This is a genomic window from Pseudomonas sp. P1_F7, from assembly GCF_056405655.1.
This window is the reverse complement of the sequence record NZ_JBFUBR010000007.1, coordinates 59,451-78,266: the sequence shown is the minus strand read 5'-3', so window position 1 is coordinate 78,266 and position 18,816 is coordinate 59,451. Positions and strand designations below refer to the sequence as shown.

The window sequence follows — 18,816 nt, the reverse complement described above, 5'->3', positions numbered from 1 at the left end:
GTTCAGTCCAATCGCGAGGGTGCGGTAAGTAAATTTCGCGGGCAAAAAAAGACCTGCGCAAGCGCAGGTCCTGATGACAGCTGGATCGTGGGGGGATTCAGGTCCCGGACTTGATCTTGGTCCAGGCCCGGGTCCGCGCACGTTCGGCATCGCGGGGCAACGGTTGCAGGGTATAGAGCGTGCTCATCGCCGTGTCGGTCGGGTACAGGTTTGGGTTGTTGCGGATCGCCGGGTCGACCATTTCCGTGGCGTCCTTGTTCGGGTTCGGGTAGCCGACGAAGTCACTGACCGGCGCAATCACCTGGGGTTGCAGCAGGTAGTTGATGAAGGTGTAGGCGTCTTCCGGATTCTTCGCGCCCTTGGGTATCGCGAGCATGTCGAACCAGATCGGCGCGCCTTCCTTCGGCAAACGCATGTCGACGACCACACCGTTCTTGGCTTCCTTGGCGCGGTTGGCGGCTTGCGAGAAGCTGCCGGAATATCCGACCGCGACGCAGATGTCACCGTTGGCGATATCGGCCATGTACTTGGACGAGTGGAAGTAGGTGATGTACGGGCGGATCTTCATCAGCAGTGCTTCAGCCTTGTCGTAGTCCGCAGGCTTTTTGCTGTTGGGGTCCAGGCCGAGGTGTTGCAGGGCCAGCGGCAAAATCTCCGACGGCGAATCGAGCAAGGCGACGCCGCACTGCTTGAGCTTGCTGATGTTCTCTTCCTTGAAGATCAGGTCCCAGCTGTCCACCGGCGCGTTGTCGCCGAGCACGGCCTTGACCTTGTCCGGGTTGAAGCCGATCAGGATGGTCCCGTACATGTACGGCACGGCGAACTTGTTGCCCGGGTCGTTGGCCTCGATCAGCTTCATCAGCTTGGGATCGAGGTGATTCCAGTTCGGCAGCTTGCTGCGGTCCAGCGGCTGGAACACGCCGGCTTCGATTTGCTTGGCGAGGAATACGTTGGACGGCACCACCACGTCGTAGCCGGAGTTGCCGGTCAACAGCTTGGCTTCCAGTGCTTCGTTGGTGTCGAAGATGTCGTAGACCAGTTTGGTCTGGGTGTTCTGCGCCTTGAAGTCTTCCAGGGCCTTGGGCGTGATGTAGTCGAACCAGTTGTAGACGCGCAACGTGCGTTCTTCAGCGTGTGCTGCGCCGCTGAGTACCGTGGCACACAGGGCTGGCACAATAAAGCGCTTAAGACTTTTCATTGTTCTACTTCCTCATTGAGCGCTTTCAAAACCTTCGAGAACGTTCACGGCATTGATGCCGATTTCTTCCACCGCGTAACCGCCTTCCATCACGAACAGCGTCGGTACGCCGAGGCCGGCGATGCGCTTGCCCATGGCCAGGTAGTCCGGGCTGTCGAGCTTGAATTGCGAGATCGGATCGTCCTTGAAGGTATCGACGCCCAGGGACACCACGATGATGTCGGCGCCGTAGCTTTCGATCTCTTTGCAGGCTTGTTCCAGCGCTGCGCTCCAGGTGTCCCAGCCTGAACCGGCGGGCAACGGGTAGTTGAAGTTGAAACCTTCACCGGCGCCTTCGCCCAGCTCTTCTTCATAGCCGAGGAAGAATGGAAACTCGGCTTCCGGGTGACCGTGGATAGAAGTGAACAGCACGTCGCTGCGCTCGTAGAAAATCGACTGGGTACCGTTGCCATGGTGGTAATCGACGTCGAGGATCGCGACCTTCTTGTGGCCTTGATCAAGGAACGCCTGGGCGGCGATGGCGGCGTTGTTGAGGTAGCAATAGCCCCCCATCAAGTCACCGGCGGCGTGGTGTCCCGGTGGACGGCACAGGGCAAAGGCACTGTGGGCGCCGCGCTGGATTTCCGTTTGTGCGGTGAGTGCGACCTGCGCTGCGCTGTACGCCGCTTGCCAGGTGCCGGCGGTGATCGGGGCACCGCCGTCGAAGCTGTAATAGCCGAGCTGGCCATGCAGGCTGGTCGGTTTGACCTGACGCAACGTGCGGGCCGGCCAGGTGTAGGGCAGCAGGTCACCGTCGGTGTTGAATTCGGTCCAGCGTGCCCAGGCACCCTTGAAGAAATCGAGGTAGTCGCGGCTGTGGATGCGCGCGATCGGCTCCAGGCCAAAATCCTTCGGTGCTTCGACGGGGCCCAGGTTCTGGTTTTTCACCCGTTGCAAGACGTGGTCGGCACGGGAAGGCATTTCGAAGCAGGGCTTGAGTTGCCCGTCTATCAATTCGCAACGGCCGTGGTGCAGGTGGTGATCATCCGAGTAGATCGTCAGCATTTCTTGTTCTCCGCAGGCTGATTCGGTTGAACACAGTCTTGCGGCGCAGACGGTTTAGGAGAACGGCAGGAAAGGCCAAAAGGGGATCAATATGGCCAAAACATTTGACCGAAATTCGCCCCTTGATAGTGCGGAGCTCTCGCGGCCGCCATCGCGAGCAAGCTCGCTCCCACAGGTGAGCCTCAGTGTTCGCGATTTTTGTGTAAGACGCATAACCCTTGTGGGAGCGAGCTTGCTCGCGATAGCGGCAGATCGGCCACTACAGTCCTCAGGGCCGAAACTGGCTGGGCGCCACACCGCTCCAGCGCACAAACGCATGGCGAAAACTCGCGGTCTCGCTGAAGCCCAAGGCCTCGGCGATCTGATAGATCGGCAATTGATCCTCGCAAAGCATTTGCTTGGCCTGCTCGAAGCGCAGTTCATCGAGCAGTTCCTGATAGCTGCAACCCATGTCCTTGAGATGCCGGCGCAAGGTCCGCGCCGAACAGTTCATTTGCTCGGCCAGCCCCTCCAGCCCGGGCGCGGCATTCAGTTGCGCGCTGAGCAATTGGCGGATCCTTCCCAGCCAGGCCTGTCGCCCGGTGAACTCGATGTTCTGTTTGCGGCAGCGTTCGGCCATGGCTTGATGGGTGATGACATCGGCCAGCGGCAACGGCTGGTCGAGCCAGCGCTTGTCGAAGGCGAAAGCATTGTTGCGCGCACCGAAATGCAGCGGGCAGTTGAAGTGTTCGGCGTAGCTTGTTTCGTAGTCGGGCGCGGCATGTTCGAAGCGTGCGCCGAGCAAGGGCAGGGGATGGCCGAGCAGGTCGTCGCAGGTGACTTTCAGCGACACCAGGCAGAACTCGGCGTTGAACACCGCCATGGCCGGGCTCTCGCGGTAATCGGCGGCGGCGAACCAGATGCGCTCGCCATCGTCTTCCAGGCTCAGTTCGAAAAGTGTTCCCAGCAGCGCCGGATAGCGCATCGCCAGACGCAAAGCGTCACCGAAGGTGGCACTGGTGAGCAGGGCGTAACCGAGCATGCCGTAGCAGGAAACGTGCATCCGCCGGCCGAGTTCCAGGCCGATGTCACGCTTGAGGGCGACGGCATTGGCACAGACCTGCATTTCCTGGTTGGTGGTGATGCGCGTGTCGGCACGGTTCAGATCCGCCGCACTGATGCCGCTTCCGGCCAGTAGTGCCTCACTGGACAAGCCGTCGGCCTTGAAGGCATCGAGTACCAGGGAGACCGCATTGAGCGTGGTGAGGTGGGAGTGGAGCATAAGGACTTCCAGCCTTGGGATGACTGGAGCGCAGCAAGTTGTATGCCGGGTGATGTCCCCTGTGGGAGCGAGCAGGCTCGCTCCCACAGGTGTGGTGTGGTGTCAGCTCAGTTCGCCGCACAGGTCGAGTTCGACAAGCCGACGGACTTCGTCTGTTTCAAGCCCCGCCCCCAACAACCCATGCAACTTGCCGAACGCCGCCTCACGGGTCATGCCGCCACCGGACAACACGCCCACACCGCGCAAGCGACTGCCGGCTTCATAGACGTCCAGTTCAACCCCGCCTTCGTGGCATTGCGTGACGGCCACCACTACAACGCCCTTGTCCCGCGCACGCCCAAGGCTGGCGAGAAACTCAGGGTTGTCGCTCGGGCCGGTGCCGCTGCCGTAGCACTCCAGTACCAGGCCCTGAATGTCGCTGTCGAGCAAACCATCCAGGACCTCGGCGCTGATGCCGGGAAACAGCGGCAGCACCGCGACGTTCGCCAGTTGCCTGCTCTGGTTGTAGTTCAGTCGTGCGGGTGTCGACGAGGCTTTCACACCGCCACCCTGACGCTCCAGTCGTTTGAATGGATGACGGCCAAAACTGCGCACCTTGGCGCAACGAGTCGGGTCCAGCAGTTCGCCGTGGAAGTACAGATGCACGCCCGGCGCGAGGCCCTGGCCCAGTGCAACCAGCGCGCCGCTGAGGTTTTCCCAGGCGTCGCTATCGGTGACGCCGGCCGGCAGCATGGAACCGGTGAAGCACACGCGGGCATGCAGGCCGAGCAACTGGAAGCTCATGGCGGCGGCACTGTAGGCCAGCGTGTCGGTGCCATGCAGGATCAGCACGCTGTCGCAGCCCTGAGCATCCACCGCATCGACCACTGCTTCACGCAACTGCTGCCAATACGTCGGGCTCATGTTGGCGCTGTCGATCAGCGGCGACATCTCGCGGAAGCGCCACTGTGGCACTACCAGCTCAGGTTGGCTTTGCAGGTATTCGCGCATCCGCGCTTCGAAGCCGGACGCCGGGGCCAGGCCGTGGGCGCTGGCCTGCATGCCGATGGTGCCGCCGGTGTAGAGCACCATGACGTGCTGGGCGGCAGGGTAGGTCGACGAATTCATGAGGATTCTCCGAAAGGAAGAGTTCCTGTGGGAGCGAGCAAGCTCGCTCCCACAGTTTTTCGAACTTTAACTGACGGGCGCTGGGGGCGCGCCTGTCATTTCACCTGTCAGCGTTGCGCTACAGGTACACCTTGCGGCTCAACTTCAGTCTTGCCGACAGCGGCAGGTGGATTGGCCGGCCACGCTTGGCGATCCAGGTCCAGGTCCGGGAACTTGGCGGAGTCGAACACCGGAGTCTTGATGCCAGCGGCGCGCTGGTCATCGTAGTCACGCAGGATGCGCATGCCGACCTTGAACAGCAGGAACAGCGCGATCAGGTTGACGAACGCGAGCATGGTCATGGTGATGTCGGCGAAGGCAAATACGGTGCCGAGGTTTTCGATGGCGCCCCAGAAAATCAGCACCAGTACCAGCGCGCGATAGCCCATCAGCGCCTTGCGGTTTTCACCGATCAAAAAGCGCAGGTTGCTCTCGCCCAGGTAGTAGTTGTAGAGGATCGAGGTGAACACGAACAACGCCAGGGCCACGGAGATGAACATCCGGCCCCAGTCACCGACCACGGCGGCCAGCGAGTTCTGGGTCAGGGCAATGCCGTCGCCTTCGAAGCCCGGGGTGTAGAAGCCGGAGAGCAGGATCAGCAGCGCGGTGCACGTGCAGATCACGAAGGTATCGAGGAACACGCTGAACGCCTGGACCACACCTTGTGCCACCGGGTGCTCGACCGCCGCCACCGCCGCTACGTTCGGCGCACTGCCCAGGCCGGCTTCGTTGGCGAACACGCCACGCTTCACGCCCATGACGATGGCGCTGCCGATCAGGCCACCGAAGGCCTGGTCCAGACCGAAGGCGCTCTTGACGATGGTCATCAGCATGCCCGGCACATGGTCGAACTGCAGCACGATCACGTAGAGGGTCACGCCGATGTACACCAGGGTTTTCACCGGCACCAGCAGGTCGGCGACCTTGGCGATGCGCTTGATCCCGCCGATGAACACCAGGCCCAGCAGCACGGCCAGACCGATGCCGGTGTAAGTGGTGTCGAGGCCGAACGCGTTGTTCAGCGAGTGCGTCACGGCGTGGGCTTGCAGGCCATTGAAGGCGAACCCGAAGGTCACCAGCAACAGGAACGCCATCAGCATGCCCAACCAGCGTTTTTGCAGGCCGTGCTGGATGTAATAGGACGGGCCGCCACGGAACTGACCTTCGGAATCGCAGCGCTTGTAGAGCTGGCCGAGGGAGCATTCGAAGAAGCTGCTGGACATGCCGACCAGCGCGGTCACCCACATCCAGAACACGGCACCGGGGCCACCGAGGGTCACGGCAATGCCGACCCCGGCAATGTTGCCCGCACCGACGCGGCCGGCGAGGCTGAGCATCAGGGCCTGGAACGAACTGAGTTGCCCGGCGCTGCTTTTGAGGCTGTCGCGGAACACCGCGAACATGTGGAAGAAGTGGCGCAATTGAACGAAACGCGAGCGGATCGTGAAGTAGCTACCGAGCCCGACTATGAGCACGATCAGTACTTTCCCTGAGAGGAAGTCGTTAATGACTTCGAGCATGGATTATTCCTCGCTGTTTTTTGTGTAGGCAACAATGCTGACCGGACAGACACATCGAGTTACACCCCTTGGCACACGGCACAATGGGCGGTTCGAAGTTCGTCCCGGTTTCATATCGCGGGTTTGTTATTAGTTCGGGTTTCGCATGGGTTGTGGCCTCGCTACCGACGACCGCTCACGCGAAGAGGGGCGGCACTATACCGATGACAGTGCCGTCCGTCTGCACGGTTGTGGTGCATGCGGTGAAGCGAAGCCTTTGAAACACCTGACATTTTTGCTGTCAGGCTCTTGTGGGAGCGAACCTGCTCGCCCCCACAGAAGACGTTTGTCCTTTCAAACAGTTAAAAAAAAGGGCCTGGAGATTGATCTCCAAGCCCTCAAAAGGTGAGAGGTGTCTAGTCCCTCGACCTGGTGAGCAGTGCTACAAGTAACGCGTCGGGTTATGCCTTCAGAGGCACCAGACGCGGAGCAATCATGTTTTCCGGGCGCAGGATGTCGGCGAGCATGGCTTCGTCGAGCAGACCTTCTTCGCGCACCAGTTCCAGCACACCGCGGCCGCTTTCAAGGGCGAGACCGGCGATGCGGGTGGCATTTTTGTAGCCGATGTACGGGTTCAGCGCGGTCACCAGACCGATCGAGTGCTCGACCAGTTCGCGGCAGCGTGCTTCGTTGGCGGTGATGCCGACGATGCAGTGCTCGCGCAGCATGTCCATGGCGCGTTGCAGCAGGCGGATCGAGTCGAAGATCTTGAAGGCGATCAGCGGCTCCATCACGTTCAGTTGCAGCTGGCCGCCTTCGGCCGCGATGGTCAGGGCCAGGTCGTTACCGATGATCTGGAACGCCACCTGGTTGACCGCTTCCGGAATAACCGGGTTGACCTTGCCTGGCATGATCGAGCTGCCTGGCTGACGTGCCGGCAGGTTGATCTCGTTGATGCCGGTACGTGGGCCGCTGGACAGCAGGCGCAGGTCGTTGCAAATCTTCGACAGCTTGACCGCGGTACGCTTGAGCATGCCGGAGAACAGCACGAAGGCGCCCATGTCGGAGGTGGCTTCGATCAGGTCGGCTGCTGGAACCAGCGGTTGACCACTGATCACCGCCAGACGTTGAACAGCCAGGTGCTGGTAACGCGGGTCGGCGTTGATACCGGTACCGATCGCGGTGCCGCCCAGGTTCACTTCAGTCAGAACTTCTGGCGCCAGAGTCTTCAGGCGTGCCAGGTCTTCGCCCAGGGTAGTGGCGAACGCACGGAATTCCTGACCCAGGGTCATCGGAACGGCGTCTTGCAGCTGGGTACGACCCATCTTCAGGACGTGGTTGAATTCTTCACCCTTGGCCGCGAACGCCTGAATCAGGCTGTCGAGGCTGGCGAGCAGGGCATCGTGACCCAGCAACAGACCCAGACGGATCGCCGTCGGGTAGGCGTCGTTGGTCGACTGCGCCATGTTCACGTCGTCGTTCGGGTGCAGGTACTGGTACTCGCCTTTCTGGTGACCCATGGCCTCCAGCGCGATGTTAGCGATGACTTCGTTGGCATTCATGTTGGTCGAAGTGCCAGCGCCGCCTTGAATCATGTCCACCACGAACTCTTCGTGGAAGTCGCCGCGGATCAAACGTGCACAGGCTTCGCTGATGGCAGCGTGCTTGGCTTCGCTCAGGTGACCCAACTCACGGTTGGCGTCAGCAGCGGCCTGTTTAACCATGGCCAGGCCGACAACCAGTTTCGGGTAGTGCGAAATCGGAACGCCCGAAAGGCGGAAGTTATTCACCGCTCGCAGGGTCTGGATACCGTAATACGCTTGAGCCGGTACTTCGAGGGCGCCAAGCAGGTCATTTTCTGTGCGGAATGATGCAGCGGAGGACATGATAGAAATCATCTCAATATGAACCCGGTCTGTGCCGGAACGCTGCGAATGCTAGGCCTGTGGAGAATTTTGGGCCAATGCTGTTAAACACTAGGCTATGCATATTCGGCATAATGCCCGTGTGACGCCGGGTTGACGGCAAGCGTGTGACCTAAATTGGTGCGTGTCCGGGAGGACGGAATGAATCTGGAAAGCAAATGGCTGGAGGACTTTAGTGCCCTGGCTGCCACCCGCAGTTTCTCCCAGGCCGCCGAGCGGCGTTTCGTGACGCAACCGGCGTTCAGCCGGCGGATTCGCAGCCTTGAGGCCGCGCTCGGGCTGACTCTGGTCAACCGCTCGCGCACGCCGGTGGAACTGACGGCAGCAGGGCAACTGTTTCTGGTCACCGCACGCACCGTGGTCGAACAGCTGGGCGAAGTGCTGCGCCATCTGCATCACCTGGAGGGCGGGCAGGGCGAAGTGATGCAGGTCGCTGCCGCGCATTCCCTGGCGCTCGGTTTCTTTCCGCGCTGGATCGCGCAGTTGCGCAACGAAGGCTTGAACATTGCCACGCGGCTGGTGGCGACCAACGTTGGTGACGCCGTGCATGCCTTGCGCGAAGGCGGCTGCGACCTGATGCTGGCGTTCTACGACCCGGACGCGGCCATGCAGATGGACCCGGAAATCTTCCCCTCGCTGCACCTTGGTCACACGGAAATGCTGCCGGTCTGCGCCGCGGACGCCGACGGCAAACCACTGTTCGATCTGGAAGGCGAAGGCAGCGTGCCGTTACTGGCCTACAGCGCCGGGGCCTTTCTCGGCCGTTCGGTGAACATGCTGCTGCGCCAGCGGGCGCTGCGCTTTACCACGATCTACGAAACCGCCATGGCCGACAGCCTGAAAAGCATGGCGCTGGAAGGCCTGGGCATCGCCTGGGTGCCGCAACTGAGTGTGCGCGCCGAGCTGGCGCGCGGTGAATTGGTGGTCTGCGGCGGCCCGCAATGGCACGTGCCGCTGGAGATTCGGCTGTATCGCTGTGCGCTTGTGCGCAAGGCCAACGTGCGGTTGTTGTGGCGCAAACTTGAAGGCGGCGCGGCCCAAGGCACAACCGGTTCTTGAGGCAGACGAAGAAACCTGTGGGAGCGAGCCTGCTCGCGATGACGGACTGGCATTTAACATCAAGGGTGACTGTCCCGACGCTATCGCGAGCGGGCTCGCTCCCACAAGGGAACTGCGGCGTGTGTTGGCTGACCTTGGAGTCAATAAAACCGGGGCCTCCGGTCATTTGACAGATGGTCGCACGGGGGGCTGTTTATCTGTCTCATTGCGGTATACTGCGCGGCCTTCGGCCGGTTACGACCGGCCATAATTCGTACAATCAAGCCACGCATCCTGCGTGGCTTGTTGTTTTTTGACGCGCCTGCGGGCGCCCAGAGAGAAGAGGCACGACGATGAGTGCACTGGTTGGCGTGATCATGGGCTCCAAGTCCGATTGGTCCACCCTTAGCCACACCGCCGATATGCTGGAAAAGCTCGGCATCCCTTACGAGGTGAAAGTGGTCTCTGCCCACCGTACCCCGGACCTGCTGTTCCAGTACGCTGAAGAAGCCGAGGCGCGTGGCATCGAGGTGATCATCGCCGGTGCCGGTGGCGCGGCCCACTTGCCTGGCATGTGTGCGGCCAAGACTCACCTGCCGGTGCTCGGCGTACCAGTCCAGTCCGCAATGCTGTCGGGTGTTGATTCGCTTCTTTCCATTGTGCAGATGCCGGCGGGCATTCCGGTCGCCACCCTGGCCATCGGCAAAGCGGGCGCGATCAACGCAGCGCTGCTGTCGGCGAGTATCCTTGGCGCCAAGCACCCGCAGTTCCACGCGGTGCTGAAAACCTTCCGTGCTGAGCAGACAGACAGCGTCCTGGACAATCCAGACCCACGCATCGCCTGAGGTTGTTGACGATGAAGATCGGTGTAATCGGTGGCGGCCAGTTGGGCCGCATGTTGGCGCTGGCGGGCACTCCGCTGGGCATGAACTTCGCTTTCCTGGACCCGGCGCCGGATGCTTGCGCAGCCGCCTTGGGCGAACACCTGCGAGCCGATTACGGCGATCAGGATCACCTGCGTCAGCTGGCCGATGAAGTCGATCTGGTGACCTTCGAGTTCGAAAGCGTTCCGGCCGAGACCGTGGCCTTCCTCTCGCAATTCGTCCCGGTCTACCCAAGCGCCGAAGCCCTGCGCATCGCCCGTGATCGCTGGTTCGAGAAGAGCATGTTCAAGGACCTGGGAATTCCTACCCCGGCGTTCGCCGACATTCAGTCCCAGGCTGATCTGGACGCTGCCGTGGCTTCCATTGGCCTGCCGGCAGTGCTGAAGACCCGTACTTTGGGTTACGACGGCAAGGGTCAGAAAGTCCTGCGCACACTTGAAGATGTGGTCGGCACCTTCGCCGAGCTGGGCAGCGTGGCCTGCCTGCTGGAAGGCTTCGTGCCGTTCACCGGTGAAGTCTCATTGATCGCCGTACGTGCCCGCGACGGTGAAACCCGCTTCTATCCGCTGGTACACAACACCCACGAAAGCGGCATCCTCAAGCTGTCCGTGGCCAGCACTGATCACCCGTTGCAAGCCCTGGCTGAAGACTACTCCAGCCGTGTGCTCAAGCAGCTGGATTACGTCGGCGTGATGGCGTTCGAGTTCTTTGAAGTCGACGGTGGCCTCAAGGCCAACGAAATCGCCCCACGGGTGCACAACTCAGGGCACTGGACCACCGAAGGCGCCGAGTGCAGCCAATTCGAAAACCACCTGCGGGCCGTTGCCGGTCTGCCGTTGGGTTCGACCGCCAAGGTTGGGGAGAGCGCGATGCTCAATTTCATCGGCAAAGTACCGGACACCGAGAAAGTCGTGGCCATCGCCGATTGCCATTTGCATCACTACGGCAAGGCCTTCAAGGTCGGCCGCAAGGTCGGTCACGCCAACCTGCGTTGCGCGGATCGCGAAACGCTCACCGCGCAGATCCTCAAGGTCGAAGCGCTGATCGCCGAATAGTTTCATGTGGCAGCGGCGGAACCATTCAGGGACCGCTGTTCTCTCATGGCAGGATGCGAAAGTCTGACTAGGCTTTCGCATATCCAACCAATTCAGAGGGAAATGCCATGGGAATCATCGGAACCATCTTTATCGGCTTGATCGTCGGCCTGCTGGCGCGGTTCCTGAAACCGGGCGATGACAGCATGGGCTGGATCATGACCATCCTGCTCGGTATCGGCGGTTCGCTGGCGGCCACTTACGGCGGTCAAGCCCTGGGCATCTATCAGGCTGGCCAAGGAGCAGGCTTCATCGGTGCGCTGGTGGGCGCCGTTGTGCTGCTGGTGATCTACGGGCTGGTCAAAAAGAACTGATCCAGGCGACAAGCCCTCTCCGCCAAACCGGCCGGGAGGGCTAGAATGCTCGGCGTTTCCTGTTCTTCCCTTTACCGAGCACCTTCATGCGCCGTCTTTTACTGACTCTTGTTTTACTGGGTTCGGGCTTCGCCCATGCCGGCGAATTGCCGGAAACCGACTGGCTCGAATTGATGCCGAAGTCGGATCAGAAGGCCCTCGAGGCCATGCCTGAAATCGACCACAACTCTCCTGAAGCCAATGGCACTTTCACCGACAAGGGTGGAATGAAACAGGCTAGAGGCTTGCCGGCGGTGATGTACTCGACCAAGACCGTTGCGTCGATGAACGACAAGAACATCCGCATTGGCGGTTACCCGGTGCCGCTGGAGTCTGACGCCAAGGGCCGCAGTACCTTGTTCTTTCTTGTACCGTACCCGGGCGCTTGCATCCACGTACCGCCACCACCGCCCAACCAGCTGGTGCTGGTGCGCTATCCAAAGGGCCTGAAGCTGAACGATATCTACACGCCGCTGTGGGTCACCGGAACGCTGAAAGTCGAGAAGGTCAGCAATGACCTGGCCGATGCGGCGTATGCGCTGGATGCGCAGACGGTGCGAGTGGTGAAAGAGTCGGATTTGTAACGCGCCGTCAGATGGCATGGCACACAAAACTGTGGGAGCGAGCTTGCTCGCGATGAGACCATAACATTCAACATTTATGTTGCCTGTTACACCGCCATCGCGAGCAAGCTCGCTCCCACATTTGTTTTGTGGTGTTGCTTAGAGCGGCTCGCTACCGACGCTCACACCCAGGGTGTGGCTCGCCCCTGGTTTCAGGTTCACCACATCGCCCATCACGTTCGCCGTCTCGATGCACAGCATGCGCTGCCAGCCGTCGTCGGCCATGTCGCTGAATGCGGCGGCGCGGTCGATCCACGGGTTCCAGATCACCGCCGTACGCGATCCGCTGCTGGTCAGTACGATGCGTCGCTCCCAGGCCGGGTCGACGATGCTCAATTGCGGCGGTGCGTCGAGGTAGATGCGATCGGTCTCACCGGTAAAACGCAGATCACCGCTCTGGGTGACGGTTTTCCAGTTGTCCAGGGTTTCGATGTAGTTGAGGCCGTCCACGCCTTCGACATGCACGTCGCGCACATCGCTGACGGCAAAGTAACTGTGCAGCGCCTGGCTGATGCTTACGGTTTCAGCGCCCCGGTTGTGGCTGGTCAGATGGATGTGCAATTGCTCGTCGAGGCGAATGCTCAGCGTCAAATCCACCTGGTGCGGCCAGCCGGGAAAGCCGCCTTCGGGGTAGGGCAGGAGGAATTCGACCTTCAGGGTTTCGCCTTCGGCTTCGATGCTGCCCAGTTCCCAATCCATCGCTCGCACGAAACCGTGAGCCGACGGCGCTTCATTGCTGGTGCGCATCGCCTGCACGCTTTGCGGGTTGCGGTCAAAGTTGCCGAACCACGGCCAGCACACCGGCACGCCGGCACGGATACTCTTGCCGGTCTTGAACACGGCCTCGTCGTTGAGCCAGATCAGCGGCGGTTGACCAGCCAATTGATAGCTGAGGATGTGCGCGCCTTGCTGGGCCACCAGTAATTCGGCCTGACCGTGGCGAATGCGCCAGCAGTTCAGTTCATCCAACTTTACGGCTTCAACATTGGGCGTGCTCATGGGACAGCTCTCGATCAGTAACGTGGACGACTATCGACCGCAAAACGCCTGCTAGGTTTAGAAGCTTTTTAGCGAGCCCGCGGCGGAACCGAACGGGTGCGGCCGCTGCCGTCGATGGCAACGAACACAAACACCGCTTCGGTTACTTTACGCCACTCGCTGGACAGTGGATCGTCGCTCCAGACCTCGACCATCATCTTGATCGAGCTGCGGCCGATTTCCAGGGCCTGGGTATAAAAGGAGAGCTGAGCGCCCACCGCCACCGGAACCAGAAACGCCATGCGGTCGATCGCAACGGTGGCAACACGCCCGCCGGCGACCTTGCTGGCCATCGCGGTACCTGCCAAATCCATCTGCGCCACCAGCCAGCCGCCGAAGATATCGCCAAAGCCGTTGGTTTCGCGAGGAAGCGCGGTGATTTGCAGGGCCAGGTCGCCTTGCGGGATCGGATCTTCTTGTTCGAGCTCTATCATGCCGGGGGTGCCTCTGACCCGTGACTCTTCGTTGGTATTGCTGGTGGTAGCCGTCTTCGGGAAAAACGATTCAGCACCGAACATACTACGTTCGTCACGTTTTCCATAAGGCGCCTAAAGGGAAACTCTGCGAAATCGCCTATGAACCTGACAGGCGTTTTCGCACAGCAACCCCTCAAAAACCGGAGTGAGCATTGAGTATATCGGTCGGTAGACTCCGCGACGACCGTCCGGTTCTCATTTTGACCGTCAAAAACGCACCTCTATGTGCTTTTTCGAACAATTTGCTATCGTGCCGGACCTGCCCAAACCTCAGCCAGCGTTGTTGAGGTTGCAGATCCGACTATAAGAGAAGCCCTTGCCATGACCACAGCGCCCTCGAGCATCGCGCAGCCAGACCAACCCGCACGTCCGCTGACCCGCAACGACTACAAGACTCTATCGCTGTCTGCCTTGGGCGGCGCGCTGGAGTTCTACGATTTCATCATCTTCGTATTCTTCGCCACGGTGGTGGGCAAGCTGTTCTTCCCGGCGGACATGCCTGAGTGGCTACGCCTGATGCAGACCTTCGGCATCTTCGCCGCCGGCTACCTGGCGCGGCCGCTGGGCGGCATCGTAATGGCGCACTTCGGCGACCTGCTGGGCCGCAAGAAAATGTTCACCCTGAGTATTTTCATGATGGCGGTGCCGACCCTGATCATGGGTTTGCTGCCGACTTATGCGCAGATCGGCATGTGGGCGCCGATCCTGTTGCTGCTGATGCGGGTGATCCAGGGCGCGGCCATTGGCGGTGAAGTGCCGGGGGCGTGGGTCTTCGTTTCCGAGCACGTTCCGCAGCGACATGTCGGCTACGCCTGCGGCACCCTGACCAGCGGCCTGACGGCGGGCATCTTGCTCGGTTCGCTGGTTGCCACAGCGATCAACAGCCTCTACACCCCGGTGGAAGTGTCGGATTACGCCTGGCGTATTCCGTTCCTGCTGGGTGGCGTGTTCGGTCTGTTCGCGGTGTACCTGCGTCGCTGGTTGCACGAAACCCCGGTGTTCGCCGAGCTGCAACAGCGCAAGGCTTTGGCCGAAGAAGTGCCGTTGCGTGCAGTGCTGCGTGACCATCGTGGCGCCATCGCGATTTCGATGCTGCTGACCTGGCTGCTCTCGGCTGCCATCGTGGTGTTGATCCTGATGACCCCGACTGTGTTGCAGACGGTCTATCACTTCTCGCCAACTACGTCCCTGCAGGCGAACAGCGTGGCGATCGTGTTCCTGAGTTTTGGTTGCATCATTGCCGGCGCGCTGGCCGATCGCTTCGGTGCGGGACGAATCTTCGTGATCGGCTGTACCGCGTTGCTCGCCAGTTCCTGGACTTTCTATCACAGCCTGGCCGACCATCCTGACTGGCTGTTCCCGATGTACGCCTTGACGGGCTTGTTGGTTGGCACTATCGGCGCGGTGCCGTACGTAATGGTCAAGGCGTTCCCGCCGGTGGTGCGTTTCAGCGGTCTGTCGTTCTCGTACAACGTCGCCTACGCGATTTTCGGTGGTCTGACGCCGATGATCGTCAGCCTGTTGCTCAAGGAGAGTGCGATGGGGCCTGCTTATTATGTGGCGGTGCTGTGCGGGGTCGGGATTCTGGTAGGTGCATATCTCTGGAAGAAGGGCCGCTGACGGCGAACGATCACAGCACTCCTCACATCTATAGTTACAACTGAAAGGCCAGCCTTCTTAGCGGAGTGCTGGCCTTTCATCCAATTGTCATATTTCAGCCATAGAGTGTTCACACGGCCTGCTGATACTTGGCCCCGAATAACACACCCTATCTGCTAGGAGTAAGGCATGAAACTGAAGCGTTTGATGGCGGCAATGACTTTTGTCGCTGCTGGCGTTGCGACTGCCAACGCGGTTGCCGCTGTTGACCCTGCTATCCCGAGCTACACCAAGACCACTGGTGTGTCGGGCAACCTGTCCAGCGTTGGTTCCGACACTCTGGCCAACCTCATGACCCTCTGGGCCGAGAACTACAAAAAAGAATACCCGAACGTAAACATCCAGATTCAGGCCGCTGGCTCCGCCACTGCGCCACCTGCGCTGACTGAAGGCACCTCCAACCTGGGCCCGATGAGCCGCAAGATGAAGGACACCGAACTGGCTGCCTTCGAGCAGAAGTACGGCTACAAGCCAACCGCTATCCCGGTTGCCGTGGACGCCCTGGCTGTCTTCGTACACAAGGACAACCCGATTCAGCACTTGACCATGGAACAAGTCGACGCGATCTTCTCGTCCACTCGTCTGTGCGGCGCTAAAGCCGACGTGAAAACCTGGGGTGACCTGGGCGTGACCGGCGACCTGGCCAACAAGCCGGTTCAACTGTTCGGTCGTAACTCGGTATCCGGCACCTACGGCTACTTCAAGGAAGAAGCCCTGTGCAAAGGCGACTACAAGCCAAACGTGAACGAACAACCAGGTTCGGCTTCGGTCGTGCAGTCGATCAGCTCCTCGCTGAACGGCATCGGTTACTCGGGCATCGGTTACAAGACCGCTAGCGTGAAGACTGTAGCCCTGGCCAAGAAAGGCAGCCAGGACTTCATCGAAGACACCGAAGAAAACGCCCTGAACGGCAAGTACCCGCTGTCCCGCTTCCTGTACGTGTACGTCAACAAAGCCCCGAACAAGCCTCTGGCCCCGCTGGAAGCCGAGTTCGTGAAACTGGTTCTGTCGAAACAGGGTCAGGAAGTTGTAGTGAAAGACGGTTACATCCCACTGCCGGCCAAAGTAGCTGCAAAAGCTCTGGCTGACCTGGGTCTGGCGGAAGGCGGCGCTGAAGTCGCAAAAAAGTAACAAATTGAGTCCTGGGTGAACCCCCCGGACTCACATGGGGGGCGGCAGGAGCCGCCCCCATACACCTCTAATTCTCCATCCACTGCTGGTTACCGCTAGCGGCGGATTTGTTGCGTCACTGCACTGTCATCTTTCTGTCATACAGGATCGCTAGGGTGTGCGAATGAATGATCTGGCCAATTCCAACATGACTACTAATCCCCCCAAGCGAATTGACTTCAATACGCCTGAGCTACAACGCAAGCGCCGCATTCGCGCGCTCAAAGATCGCCTGACCCGCTGGTACGTCCTCGTTGGCGGCCTCGCCGTACTGGGCGCGATCACCTTGATCTTCTTCTTCCTTGCCTACGTCGTTGCGCCCCTGTTCCAGGGTGCCAGCCTGACCGCCAAGGACGCCATCACGCCAGCCTGGATGCAAGACGCCGGCAAGCCGTTGATGATCTCTCTGGAAGAGCAGAACCAGGTTGCGATGCGGGTTTCCGACAAGGGCCAGGCATTGTTCTTCGACATCGACAGTGGCGCTGAATTGAAGCGCGTCGATTTGTCGATCCCGGCCGGCACCACCGTGACCTCCATCGGTGAAGACCAGCCAGGTCACCCGCTGGTTGCTGTTGGTCTGTCCAACGGTCAGGCACTGGTGTTCCGTCACACTTATAAAGTCAGCTACCCGGAAGGCAAGAAAACCATCACCCCGGCCGTCGAGTACCCGTACGGCGAAGCGCCGATCGCGGTCAACGAAGCCGGCGGTGCGCTGGAGCACGTCAGCCTCAACGCCAACGATTCGACCCTGATGCTGGTCGGTGCCACCGGTTCGCAACTCAATGTTCTGTCGCTGACCAGCGAAGAGAACATGATGACCGGCGAAGTCACCAACGAGCAGAAGCGCATCGACCTGCCGCAGATGAACGAGCCGGTGAAGAACATCTTCGTCGACCCGCGTCAGCAGTGGCTGTATGTGATCAACGGGCGTGCCCAGGCCGACGTGTTCAGCCTGCGCGACAAGAGCCTCAATGGTCGCTACAAACTGCTTGAAGACGGTGAAGCGCAAGTCACCGCCAGCACCCAGCTTGTGGGTGGTATCTCGCTGATCATCGGTGACTCCAAAGGTGGCCTGGCCCAGTGGTTCATGGCCCGCGACCCGGATGGCGAACAGCGCCTGAAGCAGATCCGCACCTTCCAGATGGGCACCACGCCTATTGTTGAAATCACCGCCGAAGAGCGTCGCAAGGGCTTCGTTGCCCTCGACGCTTCCGGCAAACTTGGCGTGTTCCACAGTACCGCCCACCGCACCTTGCTGGTGGAACCGGTCGCTGAAGGCCAGGGCATTTTCGGTCTATCGCCTCGTGCCAACCGCCTGATCGTGGAAGCTGGCGGCAAGTTGCACCCGCTGCTGCTCGACAACCCGCATCCGGAAGTCTCGTGGAGCGCGCTGTGGAGCAAGGTCTGGTACGAGAACTACGACGAGCCTAAATACGTCTGGCAATCGACCGCCGCCAACACCGACTTCGAACCCAAGCTGAGCCTGTCGCCGCTGACATTCGGTACCCTGAAAGCCGCGTTCTACGCCATGCTGCTGGCCGCACCACTGGCCGTTGCCGCTGCGATCTACACCGCGTACTTCATGGCTCCGGGCATGCGCCGCAAGGTCAAGCCGGTGATCGAGTTGATGGAAGCAATGCCGACGGTGATCCTCGGTTTCTTCGCCGGTCTGTTCCTCGCACCGTATGTGGAAGGGCATTTGCCGGGCATCTTCAGCCTGCTGATGCTGCTGCCGATCGGTATTCTGGTCGCCGGTTTTACCTTCAGCCGCCTGCCTGAGTCGATCCGCCTGAAAGTCCCGGATGGCTGGGAAAGTGCGCTGCTGATTCCGGTGATCCTGTTTGTGGGCTGGCTGTCGCTGTACATGAGCCCGTTCATGGAAAACTGGTTCTTCGGTGGCGACATGCGCATGTGGATCTCCCACGACCTGGGCATCACCTACGACCAGCGCAACGCCCTGGTGGTCGGCTTGGCCATGGGCTTCGCGGTGATCCCGAACATCTACTCCATCGCCGAAGACGCCGTGTTCAGCGTGCCTCGCGGCCTGACCCTGGGCTCCCTGGCCCTCGGTGCCACGCCGTGGCAGACCATGACCCGCGTGGTGATCCTCACCGCGAGCCCGGGCATCTTCTCGGCGCTGATGATCGGCATGGGCCGTGCGGTCGGTGAAACCATGATCGTGTTGATGGCTACCGGTAACACCCCGGTCATGGAAATGAACCTGTTCGAAGGCCTGCGCACCCTGGCGGCCAACGTTGCAGTGGAAATGCCCGAATCGGAAGTCGGCGGCAGCCACTACCGCGTGCTGTTCCTCTCGGCGCTGGTGCTGCTGTTGTTCACCTTCGTCATGAACACCCTCGCGGAACTGATTCGTCAGCGTCTGCGCAAGAAATACTCGTCGCTTTAAG

At 60.5% G+C, this 18,816-nt stretch carries 16 protein-coding genes; 8 read left to right on the top strand and 8 right to left on the bottom strand.

What is annotated here, in order from left to right; translation table 11 throughout:
* Positions 1–97: 97 nt before the first annotated feature.
* From AC1D1M_RS12550 to AC1D1M_RS12525, 6 genes are all read right to left on the bottom strand, one after another.
* A complete protein-coding gene (locus AC1D1M_RS12550; protein WP_477775860.1) occupies positions 98–1,198 on the bottom strand; it encodes a polyamine ABC transporter substrate-binding protein in 1,101 nt (366 codons plus the stop codon).
* 12 nt (positions 1,199–1,210) lie between these two features.
* Entirely contained in the window at positions 1,211–2,242 is a 1,032-nt protein-coding gene (locus AC1D1M_RS12545) for a histone deacetylase family protein (RefSeq protein WP_477775859.1), read from the bottom strand.
* 268 nt (positions 2,243–2,510) lie between these two features.
* Complete coding sequence (locus AC1D1M_RS12540) at positions 2,511–3,503, bottom strand: AraC family transcriptional regulator (RefSeq protein ID WP_477775858.1); 993 nt, start codon at positions 3,501–3,503, stop codon at positions 2,511–2,513.
* Positions 3,504–3,605: 102 nt separating this feature from the next.
* The gene (locus tag AC1D1M_RS12535; RefSeq protein ID WP_477775857.1) at positions 3,606–4,610 is read right to left on the bottom strand and encodes an asparaginase; all 1,005 of its coding nucleotides are present in this window, start codon (positions 4,608–4,610) and stop codon (positions 3,606–3,608) included.
* Between the two features lie 107 nt (positions 4,611–4,717).
* Positions 4,718–6,169 (bottom strand): alanine/glycine:cation symporter family protein, encoded by a 1,452-nt coding sequence (locus AC1D1M_RS12530; RefSeq protein WP_477775856.1) that lies wholly within the window; start codon positions 6,167–6,169, stop codon positions 4,718–4,720.
* A gap of 440 nt (positions 6,170–6,609) precedes the next feature.
* Positions 6,610–8,034, bottom strand: coding sequence for an aspartate ammonia-lyase (locus AC1D1M_RS12525; RefSeq protein WP_046038891.1), 1,425 nt, complete (start codon positions 8,032–8,034; stop codon positions 6,610–6,612).
* A gap of 180 nt (positions 8,035–8,214) precedes the next feature.
* Between AC1D1M_RS12525 and AC1D1M_RS12520 the strand changes: the two genes are divergently transcribed.
* From AC1D1M_RS12520 to AC1D1M_RS12500, 5 genes are all read left to right on the top strand, one after another.
* Positions 8,215–9,132 (top strand): LysR substrate-binding domain-containing protein, encoded by a 918-nt coding sequence (locus AC1D1M_RS12520; RefSeq protein WP_008045548.1) that lies wholly within the window; start codon positions 8,215–8,217, stop codon positions 9,130–9,132.
* A gap of 332 nt (positions 9,133–9,464) precedes the next feature.
* The gene (gene purE, locus AC1D1M_RS12515; protein ID WP_046038893.1) at positions 9,465–9,956 is read left to right on the top strand and encodes a 5-(carboxyamino)imidazole ribonucleotide mutase; all 492 of its coding nucleotides are present in this window, start codon (positions 9,465–9,467) and stop codon (positions 9,954–9,956) included.
* Between the two features lie 11 nt (positions 9,957–9,967).
* Entirely contained in the window at positions 9,968–11,050 is a 1,083-nt protein-coding gene (locus AC1D1M_RS12510) for a 5-(carboxyamino)imidazole ribonucleotide synthase (RefSeq protein ID WP_477775855.1), read from the top strand.
* Between the two features lie 107 nt (positions 11,051–11,157).
* Positions 11,158–11,403, top strand: coding sequence for a GlsB/YeaQ/YmgE family stress response membrane protein (locus AC1D1M_RS12505; RefSeq protein WP_007928514.1), 246 nt, complete (start codon positions 11,158–11,160; stop codon positions 11,401–11,403).
* An 86-nt stretch (positions 11,404–11,489) separates the two neighbouring features.
* Positions 11,490–12,026, top strand: a complete 537-nt coding sequence (locus AC1D1M_RS12500; RefSeq protein WP_477775854.1) for a DUF3299 domain-containing protein — start codon at positions 11,490–11,492, stop codon at positions 12,024–12,026.
* A 138-nt stretch (positions 12,027–12,164) separates the two neighbouring features.
* Here AC1D1M_RS12500 and AC1D1M_RS12495 read toward each other — a convergent pair whose 3' ends face one another.
* Together AC1D1M_RS12495 and AC1D1M_RS12490 are read right to left on the bottom strand one after the other, a co-directional pair.
* Positions 12,165–13,064, bottom strand: a complete 900-nt coding sequence (locus AC1D1M_RS12495; protein ID WP_477775853.1) for a D-hexose-6-phosphate mutarotase — start codon at positions 13,062–13,064, stop codon at positions 12,165–12,167.
* A gap of 68 nt (positions 13,065–13,132) precedes the next feature.
* Positions 13,133–13,537 carry an acyl-CoA thioesterase gene (locus AC1D1M_RS12490; RefSeq protein WP_007942704.1) on the bottom strand — a complete coding sequence of 135 codons (405 nt, stop codon included), beginning with the start codon at positions 13,535–13,537 and terminating at the stop codon, positions 13,133–13,135.
* Between the two features lie 363 nt (positions 13,538–13,900).
* Here AC1D1M_RS12490 and AC1D1M_RS12485 point away from each other — a divergent pair, with 363 nt between their 5' ends.
* From AC1D1M_RS12485 to AC1D1M_RS12475, 3 genes are all read left to right on the top strand, one after another.
* Complete coding sequence (locus tag AC1D1M_RS12485) at positions 13,901–15,199, top strand: MFS transporter (protein WP_477775852.1); 1,299 nt, start codon at positions 13,901–13,903, stop codon at positions 15,197–15,199.
* Positions 15,200–15,367: 168 nt separating this feature from the next.
* Positions 15,368–16,369 (top strand): phosphate ABC transporter substrate-binding protein PstS, encoded by a 1,002-nt coding sequence (locus AC1D1M_RS12480; RefSeq protein WP_056726832.1) that lies wholly within the window; start codon positions 15,368–15,370, stop codon positions 16,367–16,369.
* Between the two features lie 412 nt (positions 16,370–16,781).
* On the top strand, positions 16,782–18,815 hold the full coding sequence (locus tag AC1D1M_RS12475; protein ID WP_477776008.1) for an ABC transporter permease subunit: 2,034 nt from the start codon (positions 16,782–16,784) through the stop codon (positions 18,813–18,815).
* The last annotated feature ends 1 nt before the right edge of the window (position 18,816 follow it).